This is a genomic window from Acinetobacter sp. CAU_H_S139_7, from assembly GCF_058599305.1.
In genome coordinates this window covers 372,981-397,892 of sequence record NZ_CM178651.1, presented here as the reverse complement: position 1 = coordinate 397,892, position 24,912 = coordinate 372,981, and the positions used below count along the sequence as shown (strand labels likewise).

Genomic DNA, 24,912 nt, shown 5'->3' with positions numbered 1-24,912 from the left:
GAAGAAGTATGAGCACCCCGATCATCATTGCTAAGAAAACCACGAATACCCAACAAGATGTTGTTCTACACTCAAAGTTTGCCAACCGTCATGGCTTAATTGCAGGGGCAACAGGGACGGGTAAAACCGTAACCCTGAAGGTATTGGCTGAGAGTTTCTCCAGGCTCGGAGTGCCCGTATTTTTAGCCGATGCCAAAGGTGATGTTTCCAGCTTAGCGCAGGCAGGTGCATCCAACCCCAAATTTGATGAACGCATTAAAAGTTTAGGCATCGACAGCATTCCCTTTGCTGCATCACCCGTGGTGTTTTGGGATTTATTTGCTGAACAAGGTCATCCTATTCGTACCACGATTACCGAAATTGGCCCGCTGTTGCTGGCACGTATGCTGAATTTGAATGATACCCAAGAAGGGGTACTTTCTGCGGTATTTCGTATTGCAGATGATCAAGGCATGTTACTGATCGACTTTAAAGACTTAAAAGCCATGATTGGTTATGTCAGTGAACATGCCGCAGAGTTTAAAGCCGAATATGGCAACCTATCTCCTGCAAGCCTTGGCGCGATTCAACGGAATTTATTGGCACTGGCCGATCAAGGCGGTGATCAATTCTTCGGGGAGCCCAGCTTAAATATTCTCGACTTTATTCAGACCGACAGTAATGGTCATGGCTATATCAATATCTTAGCCGCAGACAAGCTCATGAATACCCCAAAGCTCTATGCCACTTTTCTGCTCTGGATGCTTTCAGAACTGTTTGAACAGCTGCCTGAGGTTGGCGATATGGACAAGCCCAAGCTGGTGTTCTTCTTTGATGAAGCGCATTTACTGTTTGATAATGCCAGTGCAGCGCTGCAAGAAAAAATTGAACAAGTGGTGCGCCTGATCCGCTCCAAAGGGGTGGGTATTTACTTTGTCACGCAAAACCCACTGGATTTGCCTGAAAGCGTGTTAGGGCAGCTCGGAAATCGCGTACAACATGCCTTACGTGCCTTTACCCCGAAAGATCAAAAAGCAGTTAAAACAGCTGCAGACACCTTCCGTGCCAATCCTGAATTTAAAGTTGAGCAAGCCATCACTGAACTAGCTGTGGGTGAAGCTTTAATTAGTTGCCTAGATGAACAAGGCACGCCGCAAGTCGTAGAGCGTGCATGGGTGATGCCACCCTATTCGTCTTTCACTCCGATTAGCCCAGAGCAACGTCAAGCCTTGATTTCACAAAGTATCGTGGCAGGCATTTATGAAAAAAGCCTAGACCGTGAAAGCGCTTTTGAACTTCTACAAAATAAAGTGGTTGAACGCCAACAACAAGCTGTACAGATAGAGCAAGAGAAACAACAAACCAAAGAACAAGAGGCGCTAGCGAAACAGAAGGCCAAAGAAGCTGAAACACTAGCGAAGCAACAAGCACGTGAGCAAGAGCGGATTGCGAAAGAACAGCAGAAAGAAGCTGAACGTGAAGCAAAACAGCGTGAGAAGCTAATTCAAGACACAGTAGGAACTTTTGCCAAAAGCGCCGCACGTAGTCTCGGGGGCAGTACGGGACAAAAAATCGTCCGTGGTTTACTCGGCTCATTGTTTGGTCGTAAGTGATCTACTTTTTAAATCTAAAAATCAAAATTTATGGGATATTCATATATCCCATATAAAAGTTAAGCTTTTCTTTAAAGATGTATTTACATTACATCCTTAAAGGTATATTTTAAATACATCTTATAAATGATAGCCAAGAGAGATCAAACATGACTCCGCAGCAAATTGAACTTGTAAAAGCAACTGTTCCTGTCCTTCGTGAAAATGGTGTCGCACTCACAGGTTATTTTTATAACCGCATGTTAGGCAACAATCCTAATTTAAAAGAAACCTTTAATATGGGGCATCAACGCAGTGGTGCTCAAGCCCAAGCTTTGGCGGGTGCTGTGTTGGCCTATGCAGAAAACATTGAAGATCCTTCAGTATTACTCCCTGTGGTTGAGCTGATTGCCCACAAACATGTCAGCTTGAATATTCAAGCACCTGACTACAACATTGTTGGGGAAAACCTCCTCCATTCGATTAGTGAAGTTTTAAGTATTTCAATGGAAGATCCATTGATTGATGCTTGGGCTACAGCGTATGGTCAATTGGCTGATTTATTCATTAGCACTGAAAAAGCGATTTATGAGCAACATCAACAAACCAAAGGTAGCTGGTTAGGCTGGCGCAACTTTAAAATCGCGAAGAAAGTGGTTGAAAGCGATGAAATCACTTCTTTCTATCTTGCCCCTGTGGACGGTGGTGATTTACCAAAATATGAAGCAGGTCAGTACATTTCAGTACGTGTATTTGTTGAGGAACTTGGTCTAAAACAACCTCGCCAATACACCCTTTCAACCAGCCCTCAAGCTGACTATTTACGTATCTCGGTCAAACGCGAAGATGAAAAAGGTGATTTGGCGGGAGGCTGGGTGTCAAATACTCTGCATGGTTTAGCCGAAGGTGCTGAAATTGAAGTGTCTGCACCAACAGGTAACTTCTACCTGATTGACCCAAACAAACGTAATGTCTTTATTAGTGGTGGTGTAGGCCTCACACCAATGGTGGCGATGCTAAATCAGTTGGTGACTTTAGATATGCCAGAGCCTGTGACTTTTGTGCACGCCTGCCGTAGCAAACAAGTGCATGCCATGAAACAACATATTCATGACTTAAAAGCCAAATACCCACGTTTAAGTACCTTTACTGCGTACGAGTTCCCACATCAAAGCGATGTTTTGGGTCAAGATTATGATGCGCAGGGTCGCCTTGATTTGAGTACCATTGATAGCGCGATTCTACCTGTTCAAGCAGACTACTACTTATGCGGCCCAATGCCATTTATGGCTGAACAACAAAAAGCCCTGATTGCTCGTGGTGTGCCTGCCGAAAATATTCACAGTGAAGCTTTTGGCACAGGTGGTGTTCATCACTAACCCATGCCATCGGCATAAAATAGAGAGGGTTAGTCAGGTTATGCTAGACTAGCCCTTTGTTTTTTGCTTATCAACGATCAGTTTCCTCATGCAGCTCAATAAATTTACCGATTATGCTTTGCGTATTCTGATGTATGTTTCACAGCCGAAAGCGCTGCCGCATACCATCGCAGAACTGGCACAAGCACTACAAGTGTCTGAAAACCACTTGATGAAAATCGTACACTTTATGGCGAAACAGCAGTGGATTATTACTGCACGCGGTCGTGGTGGTGGGATTCGACTCAATCCAGAAACCCTACATTTAAGACTGGGCGAGATTGTACGGATCTTGCAAGCAGATCAGAGCATTGTGGAATGTAATACCCCACCTTGCGTACTCCGTTCAAATTGCGGACTGAAAGGGATCTTAGATCAAGCGTTAGATCAGTTCTATCACAGCTTAGACCAGTATACCTTAGCGGATGTGCTGGGCAGTGAAGCTCAGAATAAGTTCACGACCCATTCGCCGATTAACCTGATCAATCTCGCCAATTAAGGTCTTTTATAGACAAGATTACGGACTTTACGCTGCAAAGGTCGATTGCCTGCTCGACTTCCATTATAATGGCTGATTGTAGATCATAAATTGAAGTTGAGTTATGCACCACAGCCGAGGAAAATCCAAAAACAGTAAAATTGCTGCTGCCCCAAAGCAAAAAATTAGCTATGAAAAAAAGGTAGATTCTGCAGTTACTGAATATGCTGTGCGCGCTCTCAACTGGCTGCGTAAAGCAGAGTTTTTAATGAGTGCCCCGAAGCTCAATCTGTGTGTAGAAGATACAGGCTATGAAATTGCCTTTGCGGGTCGTTCAAATGCAGGTAAGTCTAGTGCGATCAACGCCTTAACCAACCAAAAGCAATTGGCTCGTGCCTCGAAAAGACCGGGGCGTACGCAGATGATTAACTTTTTCAGTCTGGGTAATCCTGACCAACGTCTCGTCGACTTACCTGGTTATGGTTATGCAGCCGTGCCTGAAGCAATGAAAATCGTGTGGCAAAAAGAGTTAGAGAACTACCTGATTCAGCGTAAAAGCTTACAAGGCTTAGTCTTGTTGATGGATATTCGTCATCCACTACAGCACTTTGACGTGATGATGTTGGAATGGGCTTATTCACGTAAATTGTTTGTGCATGTACTGCTAACCAAGTCCGATAAACTCAACCGTGGCCCTGCCTCTAAAGCATTGCAAGAAGTTAAAGCCCAATTGAAAAAGATGAAACTGGATTTCTCAATTCAATTGTTCTCTTCCCTCAATAAACAAGGCCTAGAAGAACTGGCAAGTGTAATGGGCGGACGACTGAATTTTACTTTAGACCAAGCCCAACACTTTGACTTAAGCAGCATTCCAGATGCGACGGCAGATGAGCTGGATGCAGACGAATTCGATGAAGATCCTGAAGCCGCTATGGATCTTGATGCTGAAGACGATGTGGAAACCAAACCACAGTCTGAGGCTTAAGTTTTAAACGCCAACCTATAAAAGCATCATCTATTGCTGTATCTGTGTCCCCTATTGCTAATCACAATCGGGGACTTTTTTTTATACTGACTTTATTCAGCTCGTGAAAAAGTTCAATACATATAAAAATAGGTCAGCATATGAAATTATGGTCTCGATTGAAACAAAACAAAATTCGTTCCTCTATTGCCTACACAATTAAGCCTCGCAAAGTTAAATTTGAGTGGCAAGACAGTCCGATTGATTGGATTCCCAACCACCCTTTTGCCAGCTATTTCATCAATGAAATTAATATGATCCTGCCCGCAGGTGAGTTCTGGTTCTGCCGCCTCTATAACAAAGTTTTACCGCAAATTAGCGATGAAAAACTGAAGCAAGATGTACAAGCCTTTATTCGCCAAGAAGCCATGCATGCGCAGGCACACAACTCAGCCAATAAGGAGTATCTCAGCCAAAGAAATATTGATGTCTCCCGTAATATAGCGTTGATGGATTTCTTATTTGGAAAATTACTGGCCGATAAGCCACTTGATCTCACTGTACCCAAAGCACTTGAGCACCAGTGGGATCTGTTTCGACTCGGTATTATTGCCACGGTGGAACACATGACCTGTGTCCTTGGAAAATATGCACTGGACAACACCGAATGGGAGAAAATGGGCGCTGACCCTGCGATGTTAGACTTGATCAAATGGCACGGCGCAGAAGAAATTGAACACCGTACCGTCGCATTTGATTTGTACCGACATTTAGGCGGGGGTTATATTGCGCGTTATTATTTGAGTCTGGTGGTGATTGCTGCCGTGCTGGGTTTATGGGTCGATGGTGCAGCCCATATTATGAAACAAGATGACCGCTTTAAGTCGATTCAACCCAGTCTGTTTAAACCTTGGATTTGGCGTGAGTGGCTGTCTATTTCTAAACGGAATCATCAAGTGTTGCCAAGTCCTTTATGGCTCATCTCACAGCAACTTGGCTATTTGGTACCGTGGTATGACCCTGTACACGAAGCCAAAACAGAAGATGCGATTGCCTACTTAGACCAATCCCCAGCGGCTAAACGTGCCATGCTCAAAGTCGCTTAATCCCCTAAAATAAAAAAGCAGCTCAATCAGCTGCTTTTTTTAATTTAGAGCAAAACTTAAGACGGATTCGATAAATTGGGCAAAGGTGCATCCAAATCCTTGGTATGTCGATCCACTACCACACTAATCATCATGTCACCTTGTACATTTACCACAGTTCGTACGGTATCCAGTAAGCGATCAATCGGCAATAAAATCGCAATTGCTTCAGCAGGAAGTCCAACAGACTGCAATACCATAATCATGGTGACCATACCTGCACTCGGAATCCCTGGAGCACCTAAAGAAGCAATCATCGCCGTCAGACACACCACCAACTGTTGACTCAAGGTCAAATCTAGTCCCATCAAGTTGGCAATAAACAAAGCCGCCGCTGCCTCATACAGCGCAGTACCATCCATATTGAGCTGCGTCCCCAACGGAATCACAAAGCCTGCCGTTTGCGGACGTACACCAAGATTTTCTTGCGCACACTTGAGGGATAAAGGCATGGTCGCCGAGCTTGAACTGGTGGCAAAAGCCGTAATTAACGCCACACGTGTACCTTTAAAAAAGGTCATCGGATTCATCTTGCCAAAAATCCACAGTAATAGCGGCAAGACCACCAGACCATGAAAAATGGTAGTGCCCGTTACCACAGCCGCAAACTCAGCCAAACGACTCAATACCGAAATGTCTTCAGTGGCAATCAACTTAGCAAGTAAGGCAAAAATTCCTAGCGGGGCTAGCTTCATCACCCAACCAATCATCAACATCATGATGTCAAAGAACTGTTGACTCAGCTTACGTACGGTACGGAATTTTTCGCCGCCCTTGACGAGTGCCACACCTATGAACAACGCAAAAACCACTACCGCTAAAACATTGCCTTCGGCAAAGGCTTTGAAGGGATTAATCAGCGTATTTTGAATAAAGTTGGTGAAGAACGAAGATGGGGTGAGCGTATCTGGAGTTTGATGAGCGGCCATGGCGTCTTGGAACATGGCGATATCGACACCTTTGCCGACTTCAAATAAATGCGCGCAGCTTAAACCCAATATCAAGGCCAAAGTCGTGGTGGTGACACAGCATGCCAGCGTAATTTTCCAAACACGGGAGAGCTGTCCGCCCGCTTGCAAGTTGGATACTCCCACCACAATTGAGCTAAAAATGAGGGGAATCAATAGCATTTTTAACAGACCAATAAAAATACTGCTGACCACCCCGATTCCATACAAACTCATCTCTAAAAAAACGGTACCCGGGAAAAGATTGAGAACAAATCCGAAGATGACCCCAAAGATCGCTGCAATTAGAATTTGCGTGTTTAAGCTCATAGCTTCATGCTTTTCAAAGATTTCTTTGGGAAACTATGCCATGTGAACGGACTAGAATCGAGCATTTTTTTGTCACAAGTACTGCACATTTACCCATATGCCTCTCCCAAAAATATGAGACTATTACAATTGAAGCTCAACGCCTCGCTCTGCTCTGACCACCTTTCAGTCATAAAATCAGCCATAAAAAAAGCTGAGTCATATCCCTCAGCTTTTTCTGTACTCAGACTTTATTGAGCTTCGATTTCACGGAGCCGAATCAAACCTTCTTGCGTAGTGCTACACACCAACTCACCGTTTTGCCACATTCGTCCAAAGTTTAAACCTCGTGAACTGGCACTGACTGTGGCATCCATGTCATACAGCATCCAGTCATCCACGCGAAAGGGTTTATGGAAATACATGGCATGATCGATACTCGCACACTGTAAACTTGGCGAAAGATAACTTAAACCATGCGGGCGCAGTGCCGTGGTCATTAAAGTGAAATCTGAATAGAATGCTGCAATCGCCTGATGCAACGAAATCTCATCCACTTCTGTTGCAATGCGGTCATGCGTACGAATATAGTGCGCATACACCGGTGCTTCAGGCTGCGGTTGATACGGGTTCTGTGGATTGATTGGACGAATTTCCACATGACGATCCCGCATGAAACTTGCACGCACATTTTCGGGCACAAATTCCACCATCATTTTTTTCAGTTCAGCCTCAGACTTTAAAGACTCTGGTGCTGGATACTCAGGCTCACCGATTTGGTAATTCAGCCCTTCTTCATTGTCAGCAAAAGACACCATACACATAAAGATGGTTTTACCATGCTGAATAGCACGCACTTGGCGACTGACAAAACTACGACCATCACGAATTCGATCAACTTCATAGATAATCGGCGCGTTCACATCGCCACCAAATAAAAAGTATGCATGTAAAGAATGAGCTGGACGATCCGTCGTATATGACGCCGCACGTAGGGCCTGACCTAAGACTTGTCCGCCAAAAACACGCTTCCCAACCAAATTACGGCTTTGTCCACGAAAGATATTTTCCTCAATTTTTTCGAGGCTCAGTAATTCAACCAACTCTTGGGTTAAGTCATTCATAAGCAACCTACTTAATGGTGAGAGACCAGATTTTTCTGTAAAGTGATGAGGTATGATATCGATATTAAAATCTATTTTGCCATAAATTCAGACTAAAACCCTATAGATTGCTTGACTGAGTTGTCATAAGTTTTTTTCGTTATTTCCGACTAAAAATACGATTTTTAACGATAAAATTCACCATATAAAACAAATTTGTCAGGAAATGACATACGGTTTATGTTTACAATTACGCAAAATAAATACCCCTTCAGACAAACTGCGGGATTGGTCATTTAAGCAGGAGTGTATATGTCCAAAAGTGGCTTTGGTCAAATGTATAGAAAGCTTTCAAGTAAGCTTCTTGACCTCATAGTAACCCCACATGTATTGGGTGAGGTTCCAACAGAACCGACAGCAACAGATGCTGACCCAGCAGCTTCAGGCCATCCCAAAAAAATTGTCTGTTATGTGCTTCAAAATCACTCACGCAGTAATGCGCTGTTGGTGGATGGTGAAACACGTCGTTTAAAGCTTGCTCCTGCACTCGATCCTTTGGTCGTGGGGACACATCAAGAAAAAGCATCGATCGTGTTTTTACAGCATAACGATGAAAATAATTTACTTAACCCTTCACCACACACCTTTCCACCGCGCCTGTTACGTCTAGTTGAAGCTTTAGAGCAACAACCCGATTTAGACGTGGAGCTGGTACCTGTGACGGTACTGTGGGGACGTTCACCAGATAAAGAAGACTCTTGGTTTAAATTGTTATTTACCGACACTTGGGCAACTCCAAGTACGGTGAAACAGCTGATGAATATCGGTTTACATGGTCGTCAGTCATTTTTAGAGTTTCATGAAAGTCAGTCTTTACGTGCCTTGGTGAACTTTGCAAAAACCACCTATCCGAATTTATCACCTGCGACTTATATTCTAAATACCTTAAATAATCAGCTCGATGCACACCGTGAAGCGGTGCTCGGTCCCGATCTTTCGGACCGTCGCAACGTGATGCACTCACTGATTAAATCGAATGACGTACAAGAAGCCATTCGCCGTGAAAGTATTCGCGGCAAAATTAGCATGTTGGACGCAGAACGTCGTGCCATTGGTTATGTCAATGAAATCGTGTCTGACTACTCGCATTCGACCATCCGTTTTGCGGAAATGGCGCTGGCACGATTATGGACGCAGCTCTATGACGGGGTTGAAGTTCATAACTTCAATACGGTCCGTGAGCTGGCTAAAGACTACGAAATTGTGTATACCCCATGTCACCGTAGCCATATCGACTATTTACTGCTGTCTTATGTGGTGTATAACCGTGGTTTGATGGTGCCTTATATTGCTGCGGGCGATAACCTGAATATGCCATTTGTTGGGCAAATTTTACGTGGTGGCGGTGCATTCTTTATTCGCCGTACTTTCCGCGGTAACGCGCTCTACACTTCGGTCTTTAAAGAATACCTATATAGCATTTTGTCGCGTAACACGCCTTTGGAATACTTCATCGAAGGTGGTCGTTCACGTACAGGTCGTCTGCTACCACCAAAGACAGGTATGTTAGCCATGACGGTGCACAGTCACTTGCGTGGGCGTGCCAAACCGATTGTCTTTGTTCCGACCTATATTGGCTATGAACGCTTGATGGAAGGTGCAACCTACGTCGGCGAGATGAACGGTAAACCCAAAGAAGCCGAGTCTGTCTTTGGGATTCTGCAAACTTTGCGCAAAATTGAACGTATTTTCGGTAAAGTCCATCTCAACTTTGGCGAGCCTGTTTTCCTCGATGACATGCTGAAAAAGCATGGCGCTGAGAATGTACAAATTGCTAAAAATGATGATCCAATTCCGCAAGAAGTCTCTGATGCAGTCAACAGTTCAGCACATGCAATTTTAGAAAATATTAACCGTGCAGCTGTGGTGAATCCTGTTTCATTACTGTCTTTGGTTCTGCTGGCCACTGAAAAGCATACGCTGGATGAAGAAATCTGTATCAAACAGCTCGATACCTATCGCAAGTTGTTGACGACACTTCCTTATGATGAGCGTCTGTTGGTCACGCCATTATCTGGTAAAGAAATCATTGCTTATGGCTTAAAGCTAAAACTGATCAAGCGCGTCAATCACGTACTCGGTGACATTATTGCAATTGCGGACAATCAAGCGGTACTGCTGACCTACTTCCGTAATAACATTTTGCATGCCTTTGTCTTGCCATCACTCGTTGCCGCTTTGGTTGAACACAATGGAACCATTGGCCGCGGTGATTTAATCAATGTAATTCGCACGCTATATCCATTTTTAAAAGCTGAATTGTTCTTAAAATGGGAAGATGCTGAACTCAAAGATCAAATCTGTGCCTATGTAGATGGTTTGATTCAAGCCAAACTGATTTCTGAAGATGCCGGAGGCCACTTGATTTCTCCTGCTCCAAACAGTGAAGATCATAACCAGTTGGTGGTATTGGCTGCGCCAGTCATGCAGAGTCTTGAGCGTTACTACATGACGCTTGCTCTAATTACACAGCGCGGTTCTGGGAACATTTCAGCACGTCAGGTGGAAGAGCTGAGTCATTTGGTGGGTCAGCGTCTTTCTGTCCTATATGAGTTCAATTCACCTGAATTCTTTGATAAAGCCCTGTTCCAAAGCTTTATTAAAGTGCTGACGCAACAGGGTTATATCAGCACCAACTCAGACAACGCGATTGTGTTTGATGAGAACTTCCAAAACGTTGCGCAATATGCCAACTTGGTACTAGATGATGTCACGCTACAAATGTTGCAACACATCACTACTTTCAGCGATGAAGAACTGAAAGACACGCTAGACAAAGTGGCTGCTGAACAAGCGAAGAAGCGTTTGAAACGTAAGAAGAAGTAATTTCTTTTTAAAAGCATAGGGATCTACAACATGTAGGTACCTATGCTGTAAGTCTATGAATAAAAATTAAAATCTATTTTGAATAAGAGATTTATGTTAAATAAGCTAATTTTTAGTAAAGATTGGTGAGAGGGAAGAAATCATTTTTATCTTTCGATATCGTTGCATATTGGAAGCAAATAGCCTGTTGTGGTTGTAATGTATTAAGTCTAGGTAAGTGCTTGATGACTTGTTTACTACCACTAAAACTGAATAAATTGCCTTGTGAGTTCTTGAAGGTATAGATCGGTTCAATACTATCCGATCGTCCAAAGCGCTCTTTGACGATTTCTGTTTTTTCAATAAATTCACCACACTCACGAATTTGATTACCAGATTTTAACGCCTGTTTGTATTTCCAATTATAGTAAGTGGTAACCCCGAAATAAAGTGTAAAACCTAATATAGCAAGTATAGAAAACTCGACTATTTTTTTTGAACTTAATGACATATCAATCACAATATATTAATTTTATTATCCCTATTATAAACATATACTTATTGGACTTAAATGGATTTTATTGATTACTAATATAACGATAGTAAAAGTATGTACAACGAGTAGAAGAAAAAATAGATCCAAATTTTAAAACTACGATCTGGATCTAGGCTTCTTGCTGTTCGTATAACAGCCATTATGTTAAGTTAGGCGAAGACTCACTTAAAACAAGAGCTTTAATTTTTACGGCTTTTTCGAAATGATCTAATTTATGTTGCATGATCCACCAATTGGCTGCTTCCATTAAAAGCTCAGGATTATCATTTTTATTCTTGAAAAAAGCATAGAAAGATAAACCTACGCTATCTCCTTTTTTCTCAATTTTCTCATTACATCCATGAATAAATATTTCTCTTAACTCTTTTCTCATATTTTTAGCTTTCTCTAAAATTAACATAATACACCTTATACGAAATTCTTAAAATTTTCCTATAAGCATCAATATCTTAATAAAAGCCATTCTAGGGTTAAGCGCACTGGAACGGATTTGTCATGATTCTTCACGTTCCACAGCCATTTTCCAAACGATGCTTCACATTTTTCATTTAGTGGAAGTAAAAAATTATTTTGACTCACCCTCTGCTAACAACGCCAAATAATCATCAAAACAATGCGGATGTTGTAATTCAAAATTCATCTGCTGCATCCGTGTAGCATAAATTCGCTTGCCTGACGGCACATCACTTTCCAAAACCAAAGCTGGTAGTCCTAACTGCTGTTGAAACCATTGAATGATTTCATGTAAAGGCAATGGTCGGCTATTGCTACAAATATAAGATTTTTCAGCATGTTCCACGTGAAGCAATTGAGCTAGAAAAGCAGCCAAATCCTCAACATGAATTCGATTTGACCAATGCAGTTTGGGATAAGCTTTTGTGGTTTCTGCAAGTTTAATCATACGTGCAACTGAAGTCCCATAAATTCCCGTTGGACGTACAATCACACATTCAGATGGATAAGCCTGTTGCCACAAAGTTTCCATATTTAATAGCACCTGCCCTTGCGCATCGCTCGGTTGGGGACACGTGTCATCATCCACTCGCTCACCTGCACTTTCACCATAGACACGTGTAGAAGAAACCACGATCACTTTTTTTAAAGGATGACTTTTTAAGGCATGCCGCATGGGTGCAATCGAGTCTATAAAAGTTCGCTGATACGACTCCACCGTACTGCTCTCAGGCGAGAGTAAGACATATACGGCATCAATCGGTGCGACTTGAGACAAATCCAACTGATGAATATCTTGAGTCAAATGCTCAGCCCAATCATCTGATTTCGTACTTCGGCTAATTGTGGTAATTTGGTGGCCTTGCTGAAATAACTGTTTAGCAACACGCTGAGATGTTTTACCATAACCTATAAATAAAATATGCATTTAGCACCAAATCACAGACAAAGTTGAGGGGACATGGCTGCAGTCCATCAGTTGCAGGGGGTCGGAGCTGCCTCTGCTGCACTACTTGAAAAGTTGAATCTCTTCACTACAGATGATCTGCTGTTTCATCTGCCACGAGACTATGAAGATCGTAGCACGATCATCTCCATGAACCAATTAACGGTTGGGCGTAGCTACCTACTCGAAGGAACGATTCAAGGCGTGGACTTTCCGCCGGGTAAACGTAAATCAATGGCGATTGGACTGCAAGATGACTTTGGCAAAGTGACTTTGCGCTTTTACCATATTTATAAAGGCTTAACGGACCGTGCAAAGATCGGTAATCGTCTACGCATTTTTGGTGAAGTCCGTGTGGGTGCGCGTGGCTTGGAAATGTATCATCCCGAAATTCAACTTATTACAGAACATACGCCGCTTCCACAAACCCAACTGACTGCGATTTACCCCAGCACAGAAGGTCTGACTCAGCCTAAATTTCGTGAATACATCAAACAGGCTTTAGCCAAGCACAGTGATGATTTACCTGAACTGCTACCTGCAAAATTTACCAATGGCTATGCACTTAAACAGGCGTTGGATTACATCCATCATCCTCCTGTAGATGCCAATATGCTGCAACTGAGCCAAGGCTCACACCCTGCCCAGCAACGTTTGATTTTTGAAGAGTTGGTTGCGCATCAGGTCAGTCTATTAAGCCGTCGCGCCTATATCCAACAAATTGAAGCGCCGCGTATTTCTGCCAGTCGTCAGTTTGCCAAACAACTGCTCAGCAGCCTACCTTTTGAAATGACCAATGCACAAAAGCGTGTCTCCAAAGAAATTGTACAAGACTTAAAACTCAATAAACCGATGTTACGTTTGGTTCAAGGCGATGTCGGCGCAGGCAAAACCTTGGTCGCTGGAGTCGCAGCCTGTCATGCCTTAGAAGACGGTTGGCAAGTGGCGTTAATGGCACCGACTGAAATTTTGGCGGAACAACACTATCTCAATTTTAAAAAATGGTTTGAGCCTTTGGGACTCAGTGTATCTTGGCTTTCAGGTAAACAAAAAGGCAAAGCCCGTGCCGCAGCCGAACAAGCGATTGTCGATGGCACAGCGCATCTGGTGGTGGGTACACACGCCCTGTTTCAAGACAATGTCCGCTTTGCCAAACTTGGATTAGTCATTATTGATGAGCAGCACCGCTTCGGGGTCGATCAGCGCTTAGCCCTGCGTAATAAAGGTGCGCAGAATATGACCCCACATCAATTGGTCATGACCGCAACGCCGATTCCACGAACTTTAGCCATGTCTGCCTATGGAGACTTAGACACGTCCGTGATTGATGAACTTCCACCCGGACGAACGCCAATTCAAACCGTGACCATTCCACTCGACCGCCGTGAAGAAGTACTACAGCGCATTGCCAGTAACTGTCTAGAAGGCAAACAAGCCTACTGGGTCTGCACTTTGGTTGAAGAGTCTGAAACCTTAGATGCTCAAGCCGCTGAAGCAACCTATTTAGAAATTAAAGAGCGTTTTCCCGAGCTAAACATTGGTCTTGTACATGGCAAAATGAAGGCTGATGAAAAACAAACAGTGATGCAACAGTTTAAAACCAATGAATTACAACTCTTAATTGCGACCACAGTGATTGAAGTGGGGGTCGATGTACCAAATGCCTCGATCATGGTGATTGAAAATGCGGAACGTTTAGGACTCTCTCAATTACACCAATTACGTGGCCGTGTTGGTCGAGGTGCCAAGGCTAGCTTTTGCGCTCTGTTATATAAAAGCCCGCTGTCTCAAAATGGACAAGAACGCTTACGCGTCATGCGGGAAACCAATGATGGCTTTTTAATTGCCGAAAAAGATTTGGAAATTCGTGGCCCTGGTGAATTGCTCGGTACCAAACAAACGGGTGATATGGGCTTTCGTGTGGCGAAACTAGAACGCGATGATCATTTGCTCAATCAAGCCCATTTTGTCGCAGCTCAGATTTTAAAAGACTATCCACAAAATGCTGAAGCCTTACTGAAACGCTGGCTGCCTGAAGCACCACGCTATGCCTATGTTTAGTCATTTATTACACACCGCCAAACAGATGCTACACAAAGTACAGCCTTGTCAGTTGTGTGGCATTGTACGCGCAGATCTGCATTCGGTCTGTCTGGACTGCTGGCAACAACTTCCACTGCATCCACAGACCGTTGAAAAACAAGAGCTGAGCATTCATGTCGCAGGGCAGTATCAATATCCTTTAGATCATCTGATTCAGCAGTTTAAATATGAACAACAACTGCATTGGCAACCTCTACTGTCTGGTATTCTTCAGCAAATTCACTTACCTAAAGTACAAGCAATTGTTCCAATGCCGATTTCGACCCAGCGTTTAGCGGAACGTGGCTACAACCAATCAATGATCCTCGCCAAAGACTTAGCCAAGCAGTTAAATGTTCCCATTTGGCAACCTGTGATACGACTGCATCAACATTCACAAAAAGGACTCAGTCGACTGGAACGCTTAGATCAAATTCATCAACAGTTTAAAATCGATCCACAGCAACGTCAGTATGCAAAACTCTACCGGCGTGTTTTGATTTTGGATGATGTCGTGACCACAGGCAGCTCCATTCAGGCACTGACTTTACAACTTGAACAATTGGGTTGTCATAAAGTCAGCGCCGCGTGTATTGCCTATGCACTTGAATAATTAGACTACGTCAATCATCAAATGTTCACGTACCCATGGCATGACCACCTCAGTGGTTAGCGGTGCAAGTGCAGTCTGCTGGTCATTCAAACTGACCCATTTCATTTCTGCAATTTCAGCCGCAATTTGTGGCGCTTGCTGAAGCTGAACATGGTAAACATAGCTCACCAATTTAAAATCAGGTTCATTGGCGGTGGCTGTTTCAAAATGACCAACAAACTGTTCAATCGTCGCATCACTTCCAATTTCCTCCCGAATCTCACGCAGCATGGTTTGCTCAGGTGCTTCATTGGGCTCAAGCTTACCGCCCACTTGCATAAAACATGCGGTGTTTTGCTTGCGCACCAATAAAAGCTGCTGCTGTTCATTCACAATAATAGCCGCAGCGACCGTAATCACCTTCATGCTTTGACATCCAACAACTCAGGATCAACCATGCCCCACTTCGGTTCAGGTGCTTGGAACTGATCCATCTGCTTTAAAATTGCTTTCACCGAATCCGATACAATCAGGCTGTCGGTAAAGCGTGCATGGGTAAAGCCTTTGTCGGTGGTCATCTTCAGAAATTTAAGTAAATCATCATAAAAGCCATTTACATTTAAAAAGGCATTCGGCTTAAGGTGAATGCCGAGCTGCGCCCACGTCCATTGTTCAAAAATTTCTTCTAAAGTCCCTGCGCCGCCAGGCATTGCAATAAATCCATCCGATAAGGCTGACATTTTCAGTTTACGCTCTTGCATGTCTTTGACGACATGTAACTCGGTCAGGCCTTGATGCGCCAACTCACGATCCACCAGCACGTGTGGAATCACGCCAATCACTTGACCACCTGCCTCTAAAGCACTGTCTGCCACAATACCCATTAAGCCCGAACGACCACCACCATAGACTAAGGTTTTGCCTTGTTCTGCAATGGTGTGTCCAACCTGCCGTGCTGTTTCGGAAAAGATTTGATCTGAACCTAATGCGGAACCACAAAAGATCGCAATTGAATTTGTCATTTTTTACTCTGATATTTAATTGTCATGCAACTTCACTAAAATGAATGGATATTTTTTAGCAATTTAACCATTCGATCAGTGTTTTTATTGCAATCCTTGTCTAAAATACACCCATCCACTTCAACCATTACTGCGCAAAGGAGAAAGACGGCATGCTTGAAGCCTTTTACGCCACAGAGCGCGGTAGCTTAGAAGACATCACCATTAATGGCGATTTTGATCTTCAGCCCGATTTGGTCTGGCTTGACCTCATTGCTCCCTCCCAAGAAGAACAACAGTGGATTTTAGATGCATATGAACAAAATTTACCTACGCTAAAATCACTCGAAGACATTTCATCTTCAGCTCGATTCTACCGTGATGACGACGGTATTTTGCATATCAGTACGTATTTTTTAACGAAAAATAAAAACTATCAAGTCGATGGTGAACCTGAGGAAAGCAGCGGTGCCCTTGCCACGGTACAAACTGTCGCTTTCATTTTACATAAAGAACGTCTCTTTACCCTTCGCGGGGAAAAACTGGTGGCGTTCCGTGCCTTTCGTGCGCGTGCGCGCCGCAATGACTACGAAATTGACTATAAAGATCCAACGTGGATCTTACTCGGTTTGCTCGAGGCGAAGCTGGACGAGCTTGCGGATATCTTAGAAGATATCCACAAGGACTTGGAAAAGTATTCCACAGAAGTGCTGAATAACCGTCACCGTGAGATGATTCTCGACTTAGATGACATGATTACACGTCTGGCCCACTTGGAAGATATGCTTGGAAAAGCACAGCTGTGTTTGATTGACTTACGTCGTGTGCTGACCTTTTTATCACGCCCGCGTGCTTTAGGCAGTCATATTTATGATGCAGACATTCGAGAGCTCAGTGAAGACGTTCGCTCACTGGTTGAGCACGATGCCTTCTTGTTCCAAAAAGTGCGATTCTTACTGGACACCACTTCAGGCTTCATTAACACCGAGCAGAATGACACAATTCGTCGCTTCTCTATCTTACCCAGTATGCTCGCTCCACCGATGCTGATTGCCAGTATTTACGGCATGAACACCGACGTGTTGCCTTTTGCCAAAGGCGGCACCAGTTTTATTGTGGTGAGCCTGATCTTAATGGCGTTCCTGATTGGTCCGCTCATTTACTTCCGCTGGAAAAAATGGATTTGAGTACACGTTAAAACACTGCCTTTCCTAATAGATTTCATAAACGCAATAAATAAAAAAAGCACCGTAGGGTGCTTTTTTTATTTAAGGGATTAACTTTAAGTCATCCTGTAAATGACAGGCTTGAATCACTTTCATCATTTTCTCAGGTACAGCTTTAAAATGTAAACTATGTGCATCGGGTGTTTGACGTAACCAACGCACCAAAACCGCCAGTGCCAATGTACTACCATGCTCAAGCTGGGCCAAATTCACCACCACAGGATAAGACTGTGACTGAATCACCTTCAGACCTTGTTGATAGTAGCTTTCAGCATTGTCATATGTAATCTGACCTGAAAGCTGCATTTCCTGATTGCTAAAGTTAATCACCTTTCACCTACTTATTTTTTCTTTTCAACCGCTGCTTCTGCATCAGGTTGGAAATTTGCAATCGCTTTATCTAGGTCGCCGCCATTACGTTTAACTGTTGCCGCGAACTGATTACGGAACTGTAAACCAAGGTCGATACCCGACACATTGATATTACGGATTTTCCATTGGTTGCCTTTATCCGCTAACTGGAAAGACACTGGGATTTTTTCGCCTTTGTTATTAAAGTCGATCGTCACCACAGGGTTTTTGCTGTTCGTTTCTTTATACGGACGGATGGTATATGTCTGATTGCTGAATTTCGCGAATGCAGAACCGTAATTTTCAATCAGTGTTTCACGGAAATTATTTTCAAACTTCGCGCGTTGTGCAGCTGTACTGTATTGATTGGTTGCATAAGTCCCCATCACAATACGTGAAAATGCTTGTGAATCCACATATGGGTCTAAGTTTTGACGAACAATCGTTTTCACCGCAGCTGGGTTGTTTTGGAGTTTGGCATGATCCGCTTTTAAACGCGCAATCAAACCATCTGCCACTTTTTTAACAAAAGCAGGTGGTGCTTCACTTGGTGCTGCAAAAGCAGTACCCGCAAACATTGTAGTTAAAATGCTAGCTGTCAGTGTTTGTTTCAATAAAGTATTCACTACAATTGGTCCTCTTCAAATCATTCAACAAATGACACGTTGGCATCTGCTGTTTCAGCAGTTTCAGGTTGCTCAGTTGTTGCTGAAGCATCTTTCGATTTACCTGCACCGCCCGTAATAAATTTAGTAATTAAGTCTTCTAGGTCCATTGTGCCTTGGGTATTGCCAATGCTTTCACCACGTTTCACGTAGTTCAAACCACCCCCTGGAACAATTTTCAAGTACTTCTCCCCTAGCAGACCATTGGTTGCCACCATAATATAAGCATCTTCATCAATGCTGGTGATGGACTTCATGTTCGCAATAAGTTGCTTTTCCATTTCTTTTTGTTGCGCAGCATCCGCAGCGGTATAGTCGCTACTGTAACGAAGCTCTTCAAGTGCATTCTTTTCAACTTCTTTGAGTTGTGCTGCATTAAAGGTCGTTAATTTACCATCCAAAGAAAAAGAAACGGTCGCTAAACGTGTCACAGGGTCTAAGCTTATTTGATCGACTTGACCAATTTTTACCCCACTCATCGTCACTTTAGCACGTGGTTTTAAACCATTTACGTTATCGAAGGTTGCACTCATTTCATAGCGATCACTGAGATTCGATCCCACCAAGCCACTCACACGCATCGCGATAAAAAACAACGCGATACCGAATAAAATGACAAATATGCCGACTGCCAGCTCACTTGCACGTGATTTCATTAAACACCTCCAAACATGACCGCAGTCAACACAAAATCAAAACCTAAAACACAGAGCGATGAATACACCACAGTGCGTGTGGTTGATGTCGCAATACCTTCAGATGTCGGTTCACAGGCATAGCCTTGATACACCGCAATCCATGTACAAATTAAAGCAAAAACAAAACTTTTAATGATGGTGCCATTCAGGACATCTTTATAGAACTCTACGCTACTTTGAATGCCACTCCAGTAAGAACCTTCATCTGCACCCAAGAAGTCTACCCCTACCATTTTACCACCCATAATCCCCACCGCAGCGAAAATGACAGACAACATCGGTAAACTGAAAATACCGGCCCAAAGTCGCGGTGAGATTACTCGTTTAAGTGGATCAACCCCGATCATTTCCATACTGGACAGCTGCTCTGTGGCTTTCATTAAGCCAATCTCAGCCGTTAATGCAGAACCTGCACGACCTGCAAACAGCAATGCTGCAACTACAGGTGCTAACTCACGAAGTAAGGTTAACGCAACTGCTGTACCCAGCATCGCTTCACTACCAAAGGTCACCAAGATGCTATACATCTGTAAGCCCAGTACCGCGCCAATAAATAGCCCTGACACCACAATAATAAGCAGTGATAACACCCCAACACGGTACATTTGGTAAACAAATAACCGAACACCTAAAGCAGTGGGCATCGAAAATAAAATTTGTAATAACATCAGGCTGGCAACACCAATGCCGCGAACCCGTTCAATCACGCGTCGACCTAAGAGTGCTATCGCATTCATGCTTGCACCTCAGTATTTAGATATGCCTTATGGCTAAATTGATAATCGACAGGCCCTTCAACTGCACCTGTTAAAAACTGTTTAACAAACGGAGAAGCATTCGCCTGCAATTGTTCAGGCGTGCCTTCACCTTGCACTTTACCTTCAGCAACAACATAGATATAGTCTGCGATCGATAAGGTTTCAGCCACGTCATGTGAAACAATAATTGTTGTTAAATCAAGAGCTTCTCGCAATGATCGAATCAGACGTGTCAGTACACCTTTCACAATTGGATCTTGTCCTGCAAATGGCTCATCGTACATGATCAGCTCAGGATCTAGCGCAATTGCACGTGCCAAAGCCACACGACGGTTCATCCCGCCTGAGAGCTCAGAAGGCATCATCTGTTCTGCGCCACGTAAACCGACAGATTCTAGTTTTAAAGATATAATTTCTGACAGTAAATGCTCAGGCAGCTTGGTATGTGCTCTTATCGGAAAGGCCACATTTTCATACACCGACATATCGGTAAACAATGCGCCACTTTGAAAAAGCATACCCATACGCGCACGCGCAGCGAATAACTCTTTGCGTGACATTTTCGCAATATTTTGCCCATCAAAAAGCACTTCACCTTGGTCAGGCGTCAATTGACCGCCAATTAAACGTAGTAAAGTGGTTTTACCTGTACCCGATGGTCCCATAATGCCCGTAATTTGACCTTGTCGAATTTTTAAATTGACCTGATCATAAATGACACGTTCCCCTCGCTTAAAGCTCAGGTTTTTGACCTCAATGAGGGCTTGAGCAGTCAGAGGCGCTTGATTATTCATAGCTGTGCGTTTTCCTGCATTTTTTCAGCATGCATACTATAAAGGATTAAAAAACGATATGTTAGCGTATTACGTGTCTAATTTTGTGCACGAATTGATTTCAGTTGGTTGTATTTATATTTATTTGAACGGCGAAAACAAACTACATAAGATGAAATACTTCATCCATAACGACTATAGACAAAGAAAAGAATGTTGCAAATCAGCAAAAAGAGTCCGAGATAATGTGCCATATTGACCTCTTTCACGTCAGAGAGTGTGACGATTGATTCAACCTCATTATTGTGCATCATTATTATCAATACAATTAAAATATGACTCAGTATACATTTTAATTTATTTTTTTACAGCCGTAGACAAAAAAAAACCAGTGTTTCCACTGGTTTTTTTATTCATTCAGAATTAGTCGTTAAACTTACGACGTGGGCGGTCAAAACCACCTTCAGTACGTGGACGATCTGAATTAAATTCACGCTTAGGACGGTCTTCGCCACCAAAAGTACGCTTAGGACGGTCTTCACCACCGAAAGTGCGTTTTGGACGGTCATCACCAAAAGAGCGTTGTGGACGGTCGCCAAAACCACCTTCACGACGTGGCGCTGGACGATCACCAAAATCACGTTTTGGACGGTCACCAAAAGAACCTTCACGACGTGGTTTATAGTCTACACGGTTACCGCGGTTGTCATCATTCGCGTCAAAACGTGGCTTATCGTTGAAACCGCCTTCGCGACGTGGACGATCAGAGTTGAATTCACGCTTTGGACGATCATCAAAAGAACGTTGCGGACGATCACCGAAACCGCCTTCACGACGTGGCGCTGGACGATCACCAAAATCACGTTTTGGACGGTCATCAAAAGAACGTTGCGGACGATCACCGAAACCGCCTTCACGACGTGGACGATCATTATTAAACTCACGACGTGGACGATCTTCACCACCAAATGATGGACGATCACCACGAGGTTTGTCATCGTAGCTACGACGTGGACGGTCATCACCACCTTCACGACGTTTAAAGTTAGACTCACCTTCGAAACGAGCACGACCGCCGCCATCGCGACCACCGAAACCACCGCGACCACGACCGCCGCCATCACGACCACGACCGCCGCCATCACGACCACGACCGCCGCCATCACGACTACCGCGTGCAGGAGGTGGAGATGGCTCAAGACCTTCAATTTCAGATACATTCAAACGTGCATCTAAGAAATCTTCTAAAGCACGGATTTTACCGCGTTCACGGTAAGTTGCTAAAGTGATTGCTTTACCAGTACGACCCGCACGACCTGTACGACCAATACGGTGTACATAGTCTTCGTTCTTCATTGGAAGACCGAAGTTGATTACGTGTGAAATGGTTGGTACGTCAAGACCACGTGCAGCAACGTCGGTTGCAACTAAAATTTTTGCACGACCTTCACGGATGCTACGTAAACGACGGTTACGCACAGTTTGTGGCATAGCACCATGAAGTGCTACAACTGATAAACCTGCTTCAGCAAGTTCTTCAGCCAACATATCGGTGTCTTCTTGAGTAGAAGCAAATACAACAGCTTGATCTACGTCTTCAGCACTTAACCAATGCGTTAGTAATTTTTTCTTGTGCTCAAAGCCATCAGTCCAGTGTAAAGTCTGAGTGATGTCAGTATTCGTAGAGTGACCAGTTTCGATTGCAATCCGTTGTGGATCATTCATCATGCGTTCAGCAAGTGTAATGATACGACCAGCAAATGTTGCAGAGAACATTAAAGTCTGTTTACGGTTTGCAGCAAGATCGCTAATTGCTTCTAAGTCTTCAGAGAAACCTAGATCTAGCATACGATCTGCTTCGTCAACAATAAGCGCATCAACTTGGTCTAATTTAATTTGACGACGGTTTACAAGGTCAAGTAAACGACCTGGTGTTGCAACAACAACTTGCGCACCTTTTAACTGTTGGATTTGCTTACCAAACGGCATACCACCCATGATCGCCGCAATACGTGCACCTTTCATGTGACGGACAAAACCAATCGCGTCTTGGCTTACTTGCTGCGCTAACTCACGAGTTGGGCAAAGAACCAAGATATTCGGTTGTGTAATTGCTTTCATACGTTCTTTGAACGGAACGAAAGTCTCTTGGGCTGCAAGTGCGTTTAACGTTGGAAGTAAGAACGCAGCAGTTTTACCTGAACCTGTTTGGCTAGATACTAAAAGGTCTTTACCTTCTAAAGCTGCAGGAATAGATTGTTCCTGTACAGGCGTAGGAGAAGTAAAACCTAAGCTTTGTAAAGCTTGTTGTAACGATTCATGTAAAGGAAAATCAGCAAAAGTTTTGCTCATAGAGTATTTCACCCGAAAAATGGGTGCTCCATTAAATATATGGTCTGATGGACATCGGCAAAAAGCGGCACAGCAATAATCGCTGAAAATATAGAATCAGCGGCGATCCGAGAACGACGATGCGTATAACGCACATTTGATTACAGCCGCAACCTGAAGGAATCGCTTAAGCGATTGGGTGGGGCGCGAAATAATGTCCTCTCTTTGGACCGGACGCGCATACACAATGATAGAAGAGAATGTTCAGGTAATGAACGAAATTTAGTGCGTGGGCGGAGTATAGCAGGATATTTTTAAAAGTCACCTCTTTTCGTGAAATTGATACAATATTTTCCTCAAAGATTGAATAAATGCAGGTTTTCACTTTAATTTTTTTGACCATCTAGAAAAATATTGAATAGCATTCTACGTTCTACCCCTCAACTATGAGCCATATGACGCAATTAATTGTACTAGCTATTGCTCTAATGCTGCCGTGATTTGACATGCTATCTGACCTGTAATGAACATTACACACAGCAAGCTTAAATAGGTGTCTATACGCTGTCTAATTTCAACCTACTTTATTTCTGTATAGCGCGATCTTCATTAAGAGGTGATCAGACTCTGGCACAGCCTATATTTTACCATCTATAGAGGGCAAAGCCATAAAGTAAATCACCACAAAGGCCTTTACTTTTTTTATCCTTATCAAAGAAAAAGCCCTCTTCTGAGAGCTTTTTCAATGTCTTAAAACACGATCTGCATACTATTACTTAGCAGCTTCACCCCAAGCAGGTACAACTGCTTTCATCAGAGGTTTCAACATTTTCATAGAACATGCCAGTACTTGGCCATTTTCCATAGATTCGCTACCACCACGTGCATCAACTACTGTACCGCCCGCTTCTTTCACGATCAACTCACCAGCTGCGATATCCCAAGGCTTTAAGCCAAGTTCGAAGTACGCATCGAAACGACCTGCTGCAACATATGCCAAATCTAATGCTGCAGAACCTGTACGACGGTATTGCGCGCCAGCTTCAGTCACATTTAACAATGAATCAAAATGATTTTTTGCATAAGAAATCACTTCACCATTACGTTTTGCACGGTAAGCATGACCCACAGACATGAATGTATTTTCAAGGCTGTCTTTCACATTTACACGAATACGGCGTTGGTTCATCATGGCACCACGACCACGACTTGCAGAGAACAACTCATCTTTCACAGGGTCGTAAATTACGCCGTGTTGAGTAATGCCTTTATGTTGAACTGCAATAGAGATACAGAAGTGAGGAACACCGTTAATGAAGTTTAGAGTGCCATCAAGTGGGTCGATGATCCAACACCAATCTGCGTCGTGACCTTTACCTTCTTGAAAACCAAACTCTTCACCAAGGAAGCTGTGATTTTTATAGCTTTTACGTAGGGTATCGATAGCCAATTGTTCCAAATAACGGTCTACACGCGTTACAGGACCATCAATTCCTTTTTCTTCGACTTGTAGATCGAGCTTATGACGATTTTGATGCGCTTTTAAAAGCTCTTGACCGACTAATTGAGCCGCACGCGCAGCCATCACCACCATAGGTTCCATTGAACACCCACTACAATTTGAAGATATTGATAAAGAATAATGCATAAAAGCCCGCGCATCTTATCAAAGATCGGGGC

Annotated in this window: 23 protein-coding genes; 9 read left to right on the top strand and 14 right to left on the bottom strand. The window is 43.4% G+C overall.

The window, feature by feature from the left end:
* Window positions 1–8: 8 nt before the first annotated feature.
* The 5 genes from AC4MC0_RS01860 (at window position 9) to AC4MC0_RS01840 (ending at window position 5,537) form a co-directional block, all read left to right on the top strand.
* Window positions 9–1,592 (top strand): helicase HerA-like domain-containing protein, encoded by a 1,584-nt coding sequence (locus AC4MC0_RS01860; RefSeq protein WP_218288535.1) that lies wholly within the window; start codon window positions 9–11, stop codon window positions 1,590–1,592.
* 149 nt (window positions 1,593–1,741) lie between these two features.
* The gene (hmpA, locus tag AC4MC0_RS01855) at window positions 1,742–2,950 is read left to right on the top strand and encodes an NO-inducible flavohemoprotein (RefSeq protein WP_004691335.1); all 1,209 of its coding nucleotides are present in this window, start codon (window positions 1,742–1,744) and stop codon (window positions 2,948–2,950) included.
* Between the two features lie 88 nt (window positions 2,951–3,038).
* Window positions 3,039–3,488 (top strand): RrF2 family transcriptional regulator, encoded by a 450-nt coding sequence (locus AC4MC0_RS01850; RefSeq protein ID WP_335998420.1) that lies wholly within the window; start codon window positions 3,039–3,041, stop codon window positions 3,486–3,488.
* Window positions 3,489–3,591: 103 nt separating this feature from the next.
* On the top strand, window positions 3,592–4,452 hold the full coding sequence (gene yihA, locus AC4MC0_RS01845; RefSeq protein WP_224468213.1) for a ribosome biogenesis GTP-binding protein YihA/YsxC: 861 nt from the start codon (window positions 3,592–3,594) through the stop codon (window positions 4,450–4,452).
* A 140-nt stretch (window positions 4,453–4,592) separates the two neighbouring features.
* Window positions 4,593–5,537: a metal-dependent hydrolase gene (locus AC4MC0_RS01840; protein ID WP_335998421.1), complete on the top strand. Its 945-nt coding sequence runs from the start codon at window positions 4,593–4,595 to the stop codon at window positions 5,535–5,537.
* A gap of 56 nt (window positions 5,538–5,593) precedes the next feature.
* On the opposite strand, the gene AC4MC0_RS01835 is transcribed toward AC4MC0_RS01840, so the two are convergent.
* Together AC4MC0_RS01835 and AC4MC0_RS01830 are read right to left on the bottom strand one after the other, a co-directional pair.
* Complete coding sequence (locus AC4MC0_RS01835; protein ID WP_335998422.1) at window positions 5,594–6,853, bottom strand: dicarboxylate/amino acid:cation symporter; 1,260 nt, start codon at window positions 6,851–6,853, stop codon at window positions 5,594–5,596.
* 230 nt (window positions 6,854–7,083) lie between these two features.
* Window positions 7,084–7,956: an acyl-CoA thioesterase gene (locus AC4MC0_RS01830; RefSeq protein ID WP_335998423.1), complete on the bottom strand. Its 873-nt coding sequence runs from the start codon at window positions 7,954–7,956 to the stop codon at window positions 7,084–7,086.
* 291 nt (window positions 7,957–8,247) lie between these two features.
* On the opposite strand from AC4MC0_RS01830, the gene plsB reads away from it, so the two are divergent.
* Entirely contained in the window at window positions 8,248–10,821 is a 2,574-nt protein-coding gene (plsB, locus tag AC4MC0_RS01825) for a glycerol-3-phosphate 1-O-acyltransferase PlsB (RefSeq protein WP_335998424.1), read from the top strand.
* A 112-nt stretch (window positions 10,822–10,933) separates the two neighbouring features.
* Here the strand turns inward: plsB and AC4MC0_RS01820 are convergent, their stop codons facing one another.
* From AC4MC0_RS01820 to AC4MC0_RS01810, 3 genes are all read right to left on the bottom strand, one after another.
* Window positions 10,934–11,311, bottom strand: a complete 378-nt coding sequence (locus AC4MC0_RS01820) for a hypothetical protein (RefSeq protein WP_335998425.1) — start codon at window positions 11,309–11,311, stop codon at window positions 10,934–10,936.
* Window positions 11,312–11,495: 184 nt separating this feature from the next.
* Entirely contained in the window at window positions 11,496–11,729 is a 234-nt protein-coding gene (locus AC4MC0_RS01815) for a DUF6500 family protein (RefSeq protein ID WP_234966548.1), read from the bottom strand.
* 192 nt (window positions 11,730–11,921) lie between these two features.
* A complete protein-coding gene (locus tag AC4MC0_RS01810; RefSeq protein ID WP_335998426.1) occupies window positions 11,922–12,737 on the bottom strand; it encodes an NAD-dependent epimerase/dehydratase family protein in 816 nt (271 codons plus the stop codon).
* 33 nt (window positions 12,738–12,770) lie between these two features.
* Here AC4MC0_RS01810 and recG point away from each other — a divergent pair, with 33 nt between their 5' ends.
* Both recG and AC4MC0_RS01800 read left to right on the top strand, forming a co-directional pair.
* Complete coding sequence (gene recG, locus AC4MC0_RS01805; protein ID WP_335998427.1) at window positions 12,771–14,816, top strand: ATP-dependent DNA helicase RecG; 2,046 nt, start codon at window positions 12,771–12,773, stop codon at window positions 14,814–14,816.
* Complete coding sequence (locus AC4MC0_RS01800; RefSeq protein ID WP_335998428.1) at window positions 14,803–15,450, top strand: ComF family protein; 648 nt, start codon at window positions 14,803–14,805, stop codon at window positions 15,448–15,450. The genes recG and AC4MC0_RS01800 overlap by 14 nt, the downstream gene beginning before the upstream one ends.
* Here the strand turns inward: AC4MC0_RS01800 and AC4MC0_RS01795 are convergent, their stop codons facing one another.
* Both AC4MC0_RS01795 and AC4MC0_RS01790 read right to left on the bottom strand, forming a co-directional pair.
* On the bottom strand, window positions 15,451–15,855 hold the full coding sequence (locus tag AC4MC0_RS01795; RefSeq protein ID WP_335998429.1) for an NUDIX hydrolase: 405 nt from the start codon (window positions 15,853–15,855) through the stop codon (window positions 15,451–15,453).
* A complete protein-coding gene (locus AC4MC0_RS01790; RefSeq protein WP_004977937.1) occupies window positions 15,852–16,451 on the bottom strand; it encodes an LOG family protein in 600 nt (199 codons plus the stop codon). The genes AC4MC0_RS01795 and AC4MC0_RS01790 overlap by 4 nt, the downstream gene beginning before the upstream one ends.
* A 152-nt stretch (window positions 16,452–16,603) precedes the next feature.
* On the opposite strand from AC4MC0_RS01790, the gene AC4MC0_RS01785 reads away from it, so the two are divergent.
* Window positions 16,604–17,617, top strand: coding sequence for a CorA family divalent cation transporter (locus AC4MC0_RS01785; protein WP_004691361.1), 1,014 nt, complete (start codon window positions 16,604–16,606; stop codon window positions 17,615–17,617).
* 81 nt (window positions 17,618–17,698) lie between these two features.
* On the opposite strand, the gene AC4MC0_RS01780 is transcribed toward AC4MC0_RS01785, so the two are convergent.
* The 7 genes from AC4MC0_RS01780 to AC4MC0_RS01750 all read right to left on the bottom strand — a co-directional run bounded on the left by AC4MC0_RS01780 (window position 17,699) and on the right by AC4MC0_RS01750 (window position 24,835).
* Window positions 17,699–17,986, bottom strand: coding sequence for an STAS domain-containing protein (locus AC4MC0_RS01780; RefSeq protein ID WP_004691363.1), 288 nt, complete (start codon window positions 17,984–17,986; stop codon window positions 17,699–17,701).
* 11 nt (window positions 17,987–17,997) lie between these two features.
* On the bottom strand, window positions 17,998–18,633 hold the full coding sequence (locus tag AC4MC0_RS01775) for an MlaC/ttg2D family ABC transporter substrate-binding protein (protein ID WP_087527364.1): 636 nt from the start codon (window positions 18,631–18,633) through the stop codon (window positions 17,998–18,000).
* A 20-nt stretch (window positions 18,634–18,653) separates the two neighbouring features.
* Window positions 18,654–19,328, bottom strand: coding sequence for an outer membrane lipid asymmetry maintenance protein MlaD (mlaD, locus tag AC4MC0_RS01770; RefSeq protein ID WP_004691366.1), 675 nt, complete (start codon window positions 19,326–19,328; stop codon window positions 18,654–18,656).
* Window positions 19,328–20,107, bottom strand: a complete 780-nt coding sequence (gene mlaE / locus AC4MC0_RS01765; RefSeq protein ID WP_004691368.1) for a lipid asymmetry maintenance ABC transporter permease subunit MlaE — start codon at window positions 20,105–20,107, stop codon at window positions 19,328–19,330. Before mlaE ends, mlaD begins: the two co-directional genes overlap by 1 nt.
* Window positions 20,104–20,922: an ABC transporter ATP-binding protein gene (locus tag AC4MC0_RS01760; protein WP_114836553.1), complete on the bottom strand. Its 819-nt coding sequence runs from the start codon at window positions 20,920–20,922 to the stop codon at window positions 20,104–20,106. Before AC4MC0_RS01760 ends, mlaE begins: the two co-directional genes overlap by 4 nt.
* A 402-nt stretch (window positions 20,923–21,324) precedes the next feature.
* The gene (locus AC4MC0_RS01755) at window positions 21,325–23,253 is read right to left on the bottom strand and encodes a DEAD/DEAH box helicase (protein WP_335998430.1); all 1,929 of its coding nucleotides are present in this window, start codon (window positions 23,251–23,253) and stop codon (window positions 21,325–21,327) included.
* A gap of 751 nt (window positions 23,254–24,004) precedes the next feature.
* The gene (locus AC4MC0_RS01750) at window positions 24,005–24,835 is read right to left on the bottom strand and encodes an inositol monophosphatase family protein (protein ID WP_004691373.1); all 831 of its coding nucleotides are present in this window, start codon (window positions 24,833–24,835) and stop codon (window positions 24,005–24,007) included.
* Window positions 24,836–24,912 lie beyond the last annotated feature (77 nt).

What these genes read in the sequence shown, in the direction of transcription:
- AC4MC0_RS01860 (WP_218288535.1), top strand. Translation starts at nt 9, where the DNA reads ATGAGCACCCCGATCATCATTGCTAAGAAAACCACGAATACCCAACAA.
- hmpA (WP_004691335.1), top strand. Translation starts at nt 1,742, where the DNA reads ATGACTCCGCAGCAAATTGAACTTGTAAAAGCAACTGTTCCTGTCCTT.
- AC4MC0_RS01850 (WP_335998420.1), top strand. Translation starts at nt 3,039, where the DNA reads ATGCAGCTCAATAAATTTACCGATTATGCTTTGCGTATTCTGATGTAT.
- yihA (WP_224468213.1), top strand. Translation starts at nt 3,592, where the DNA reads ATGCACCACAGCCGAGGAAAATCCAAAAACAGTAAAATTGCTGCTGCC.
- AC4MC0_RS01840 (WP_335998421.1), top strand. Translation starts at nt 4,593, where the DNA reads ATGAAATTATGGTCTCGATTGAAACAAAACAAAATTCGTTCCTCTATT.
- AC4MC0_RS01835 (WP_335998422.1), bottom strand. Translation starts at nt 6,853, where the DNA reads ATGAGCTTAAACACGCAAATTCTAATTGCAGCGATCTTTGGGGTCATC.
- AC4MC0_RS01830 (WP_335998423.1), bottom strand. Translation starts at nt 7,956, where the DNA reads ATGAATGACTTAACCCAAGAGTTGGTTGAATTACTGAGCCTCGAAAAA.
- plsB (WP_335998424.1), top strand. Translation starts at nt 8,248, where the DNA reads ATGTCCAAAAGTGGCTTTGGTCAAATGTATAGAAAGCTTTCAAGTAAG.
- AC4MC0_RS01820 (WP_335998425.1), bottom strand. Translation starts at nt 11,311, where the DNA reads ATGTCATTAAGTTCAAAAAAAATAGTCGAGTTTTCTATACTTGCTATA.
- AC4MC0_RS01815 (WP_234966548.1), bottom strand. Translation starts at nt 11,729, where the DNA reads ATGAGAAAAGAGTTAAGAGAAATATTTATTCATGGATGTAATGAGAAA.
- AC4MC0_RS01810 (WP_335998426.1), bottom strand. Translation starts at nt 12,737, where the DNA reads ATGCATATTTTATTTATAGGTTATGGTAAAACATCTCAGCGTGTTGCT.
- recG (WP_335998427.1), top strand. Translation starts at nt 12,771, where the DNA reads ATGGCTGCAGTCCATCAGTTGCAGGGGGTCGGAGCTGCCTCTGCTGCA.
- AC4MC0_RS01800 (WP_335998428.1), top strand. Translation starts at nt 14,803, where the DNA reads ATGCCTATGTTTAGTCATTTATTACACACCGCCAAACAGATGCTACAC.
- AC4MC0_RS01795 (WP_335998429.1), bottom strand. Translation starts at nt 15,855, where the DNA reads ATGAAGGTGATTACGGTCGCTGCGGCTATTATTGTGAATGAACAGCAG.
- AC4MC0_RS01790 (WP_004977937.1), bottom strand. Translation starts at nt 16,451, where the DNA reads ATGACAAATTCAATTGCGATCTTTTGTGGTTCCGCATTAGGTTCAGAT.
- AC4MC0_RS01785 (WP_004691361.1), top strand. Translation starts at nt 16,604, where the DNA reads ATGCTTGAAGCCTTTTACGCCACAGAGCGCGGTAGCTTAGAAGACATC.
- mlaD (WP_004691366.1), bottom strand. Translation starts at nt 19,328, where the DNA reads ATGAAATCACGTGCAAGTGAGCTGGCAGTCGGCATATTTGTCATTTTA.
- mlaE (WP_004691368.1), bottom strand. Translation starts at nt 20,107, where the DNA reads ATGAATGCGATAGCACTCTTAGGTCGACGCGTGATTGAACGGGTTCGC.
- AC4MC0_RS01760 (WP_114836553.1), bottom strand. Translation starts at nt 20,922, where the DNA reads ATGAATAATCAAGCGCCTCTGACTGCTCAAGCCCTCATTGAGGTCAAA.
- AC4MC0_RS01755 (WP_335998430.1), bottom strand. Translation starts at nt 23,253, where the DNA reads ATGAGCAAAACTTTTGCTGATTTTCCTTTACATGAATCGTTACAACAA.
- AC4MC0_RS01750 (WP_004691373.1), bottom strand. Translation starts at nt 24,835, where the DNA reads ATGGAACCTATGGTGGTGATGGCTGCGCGTGCGGCTCAATTAGTCGGT.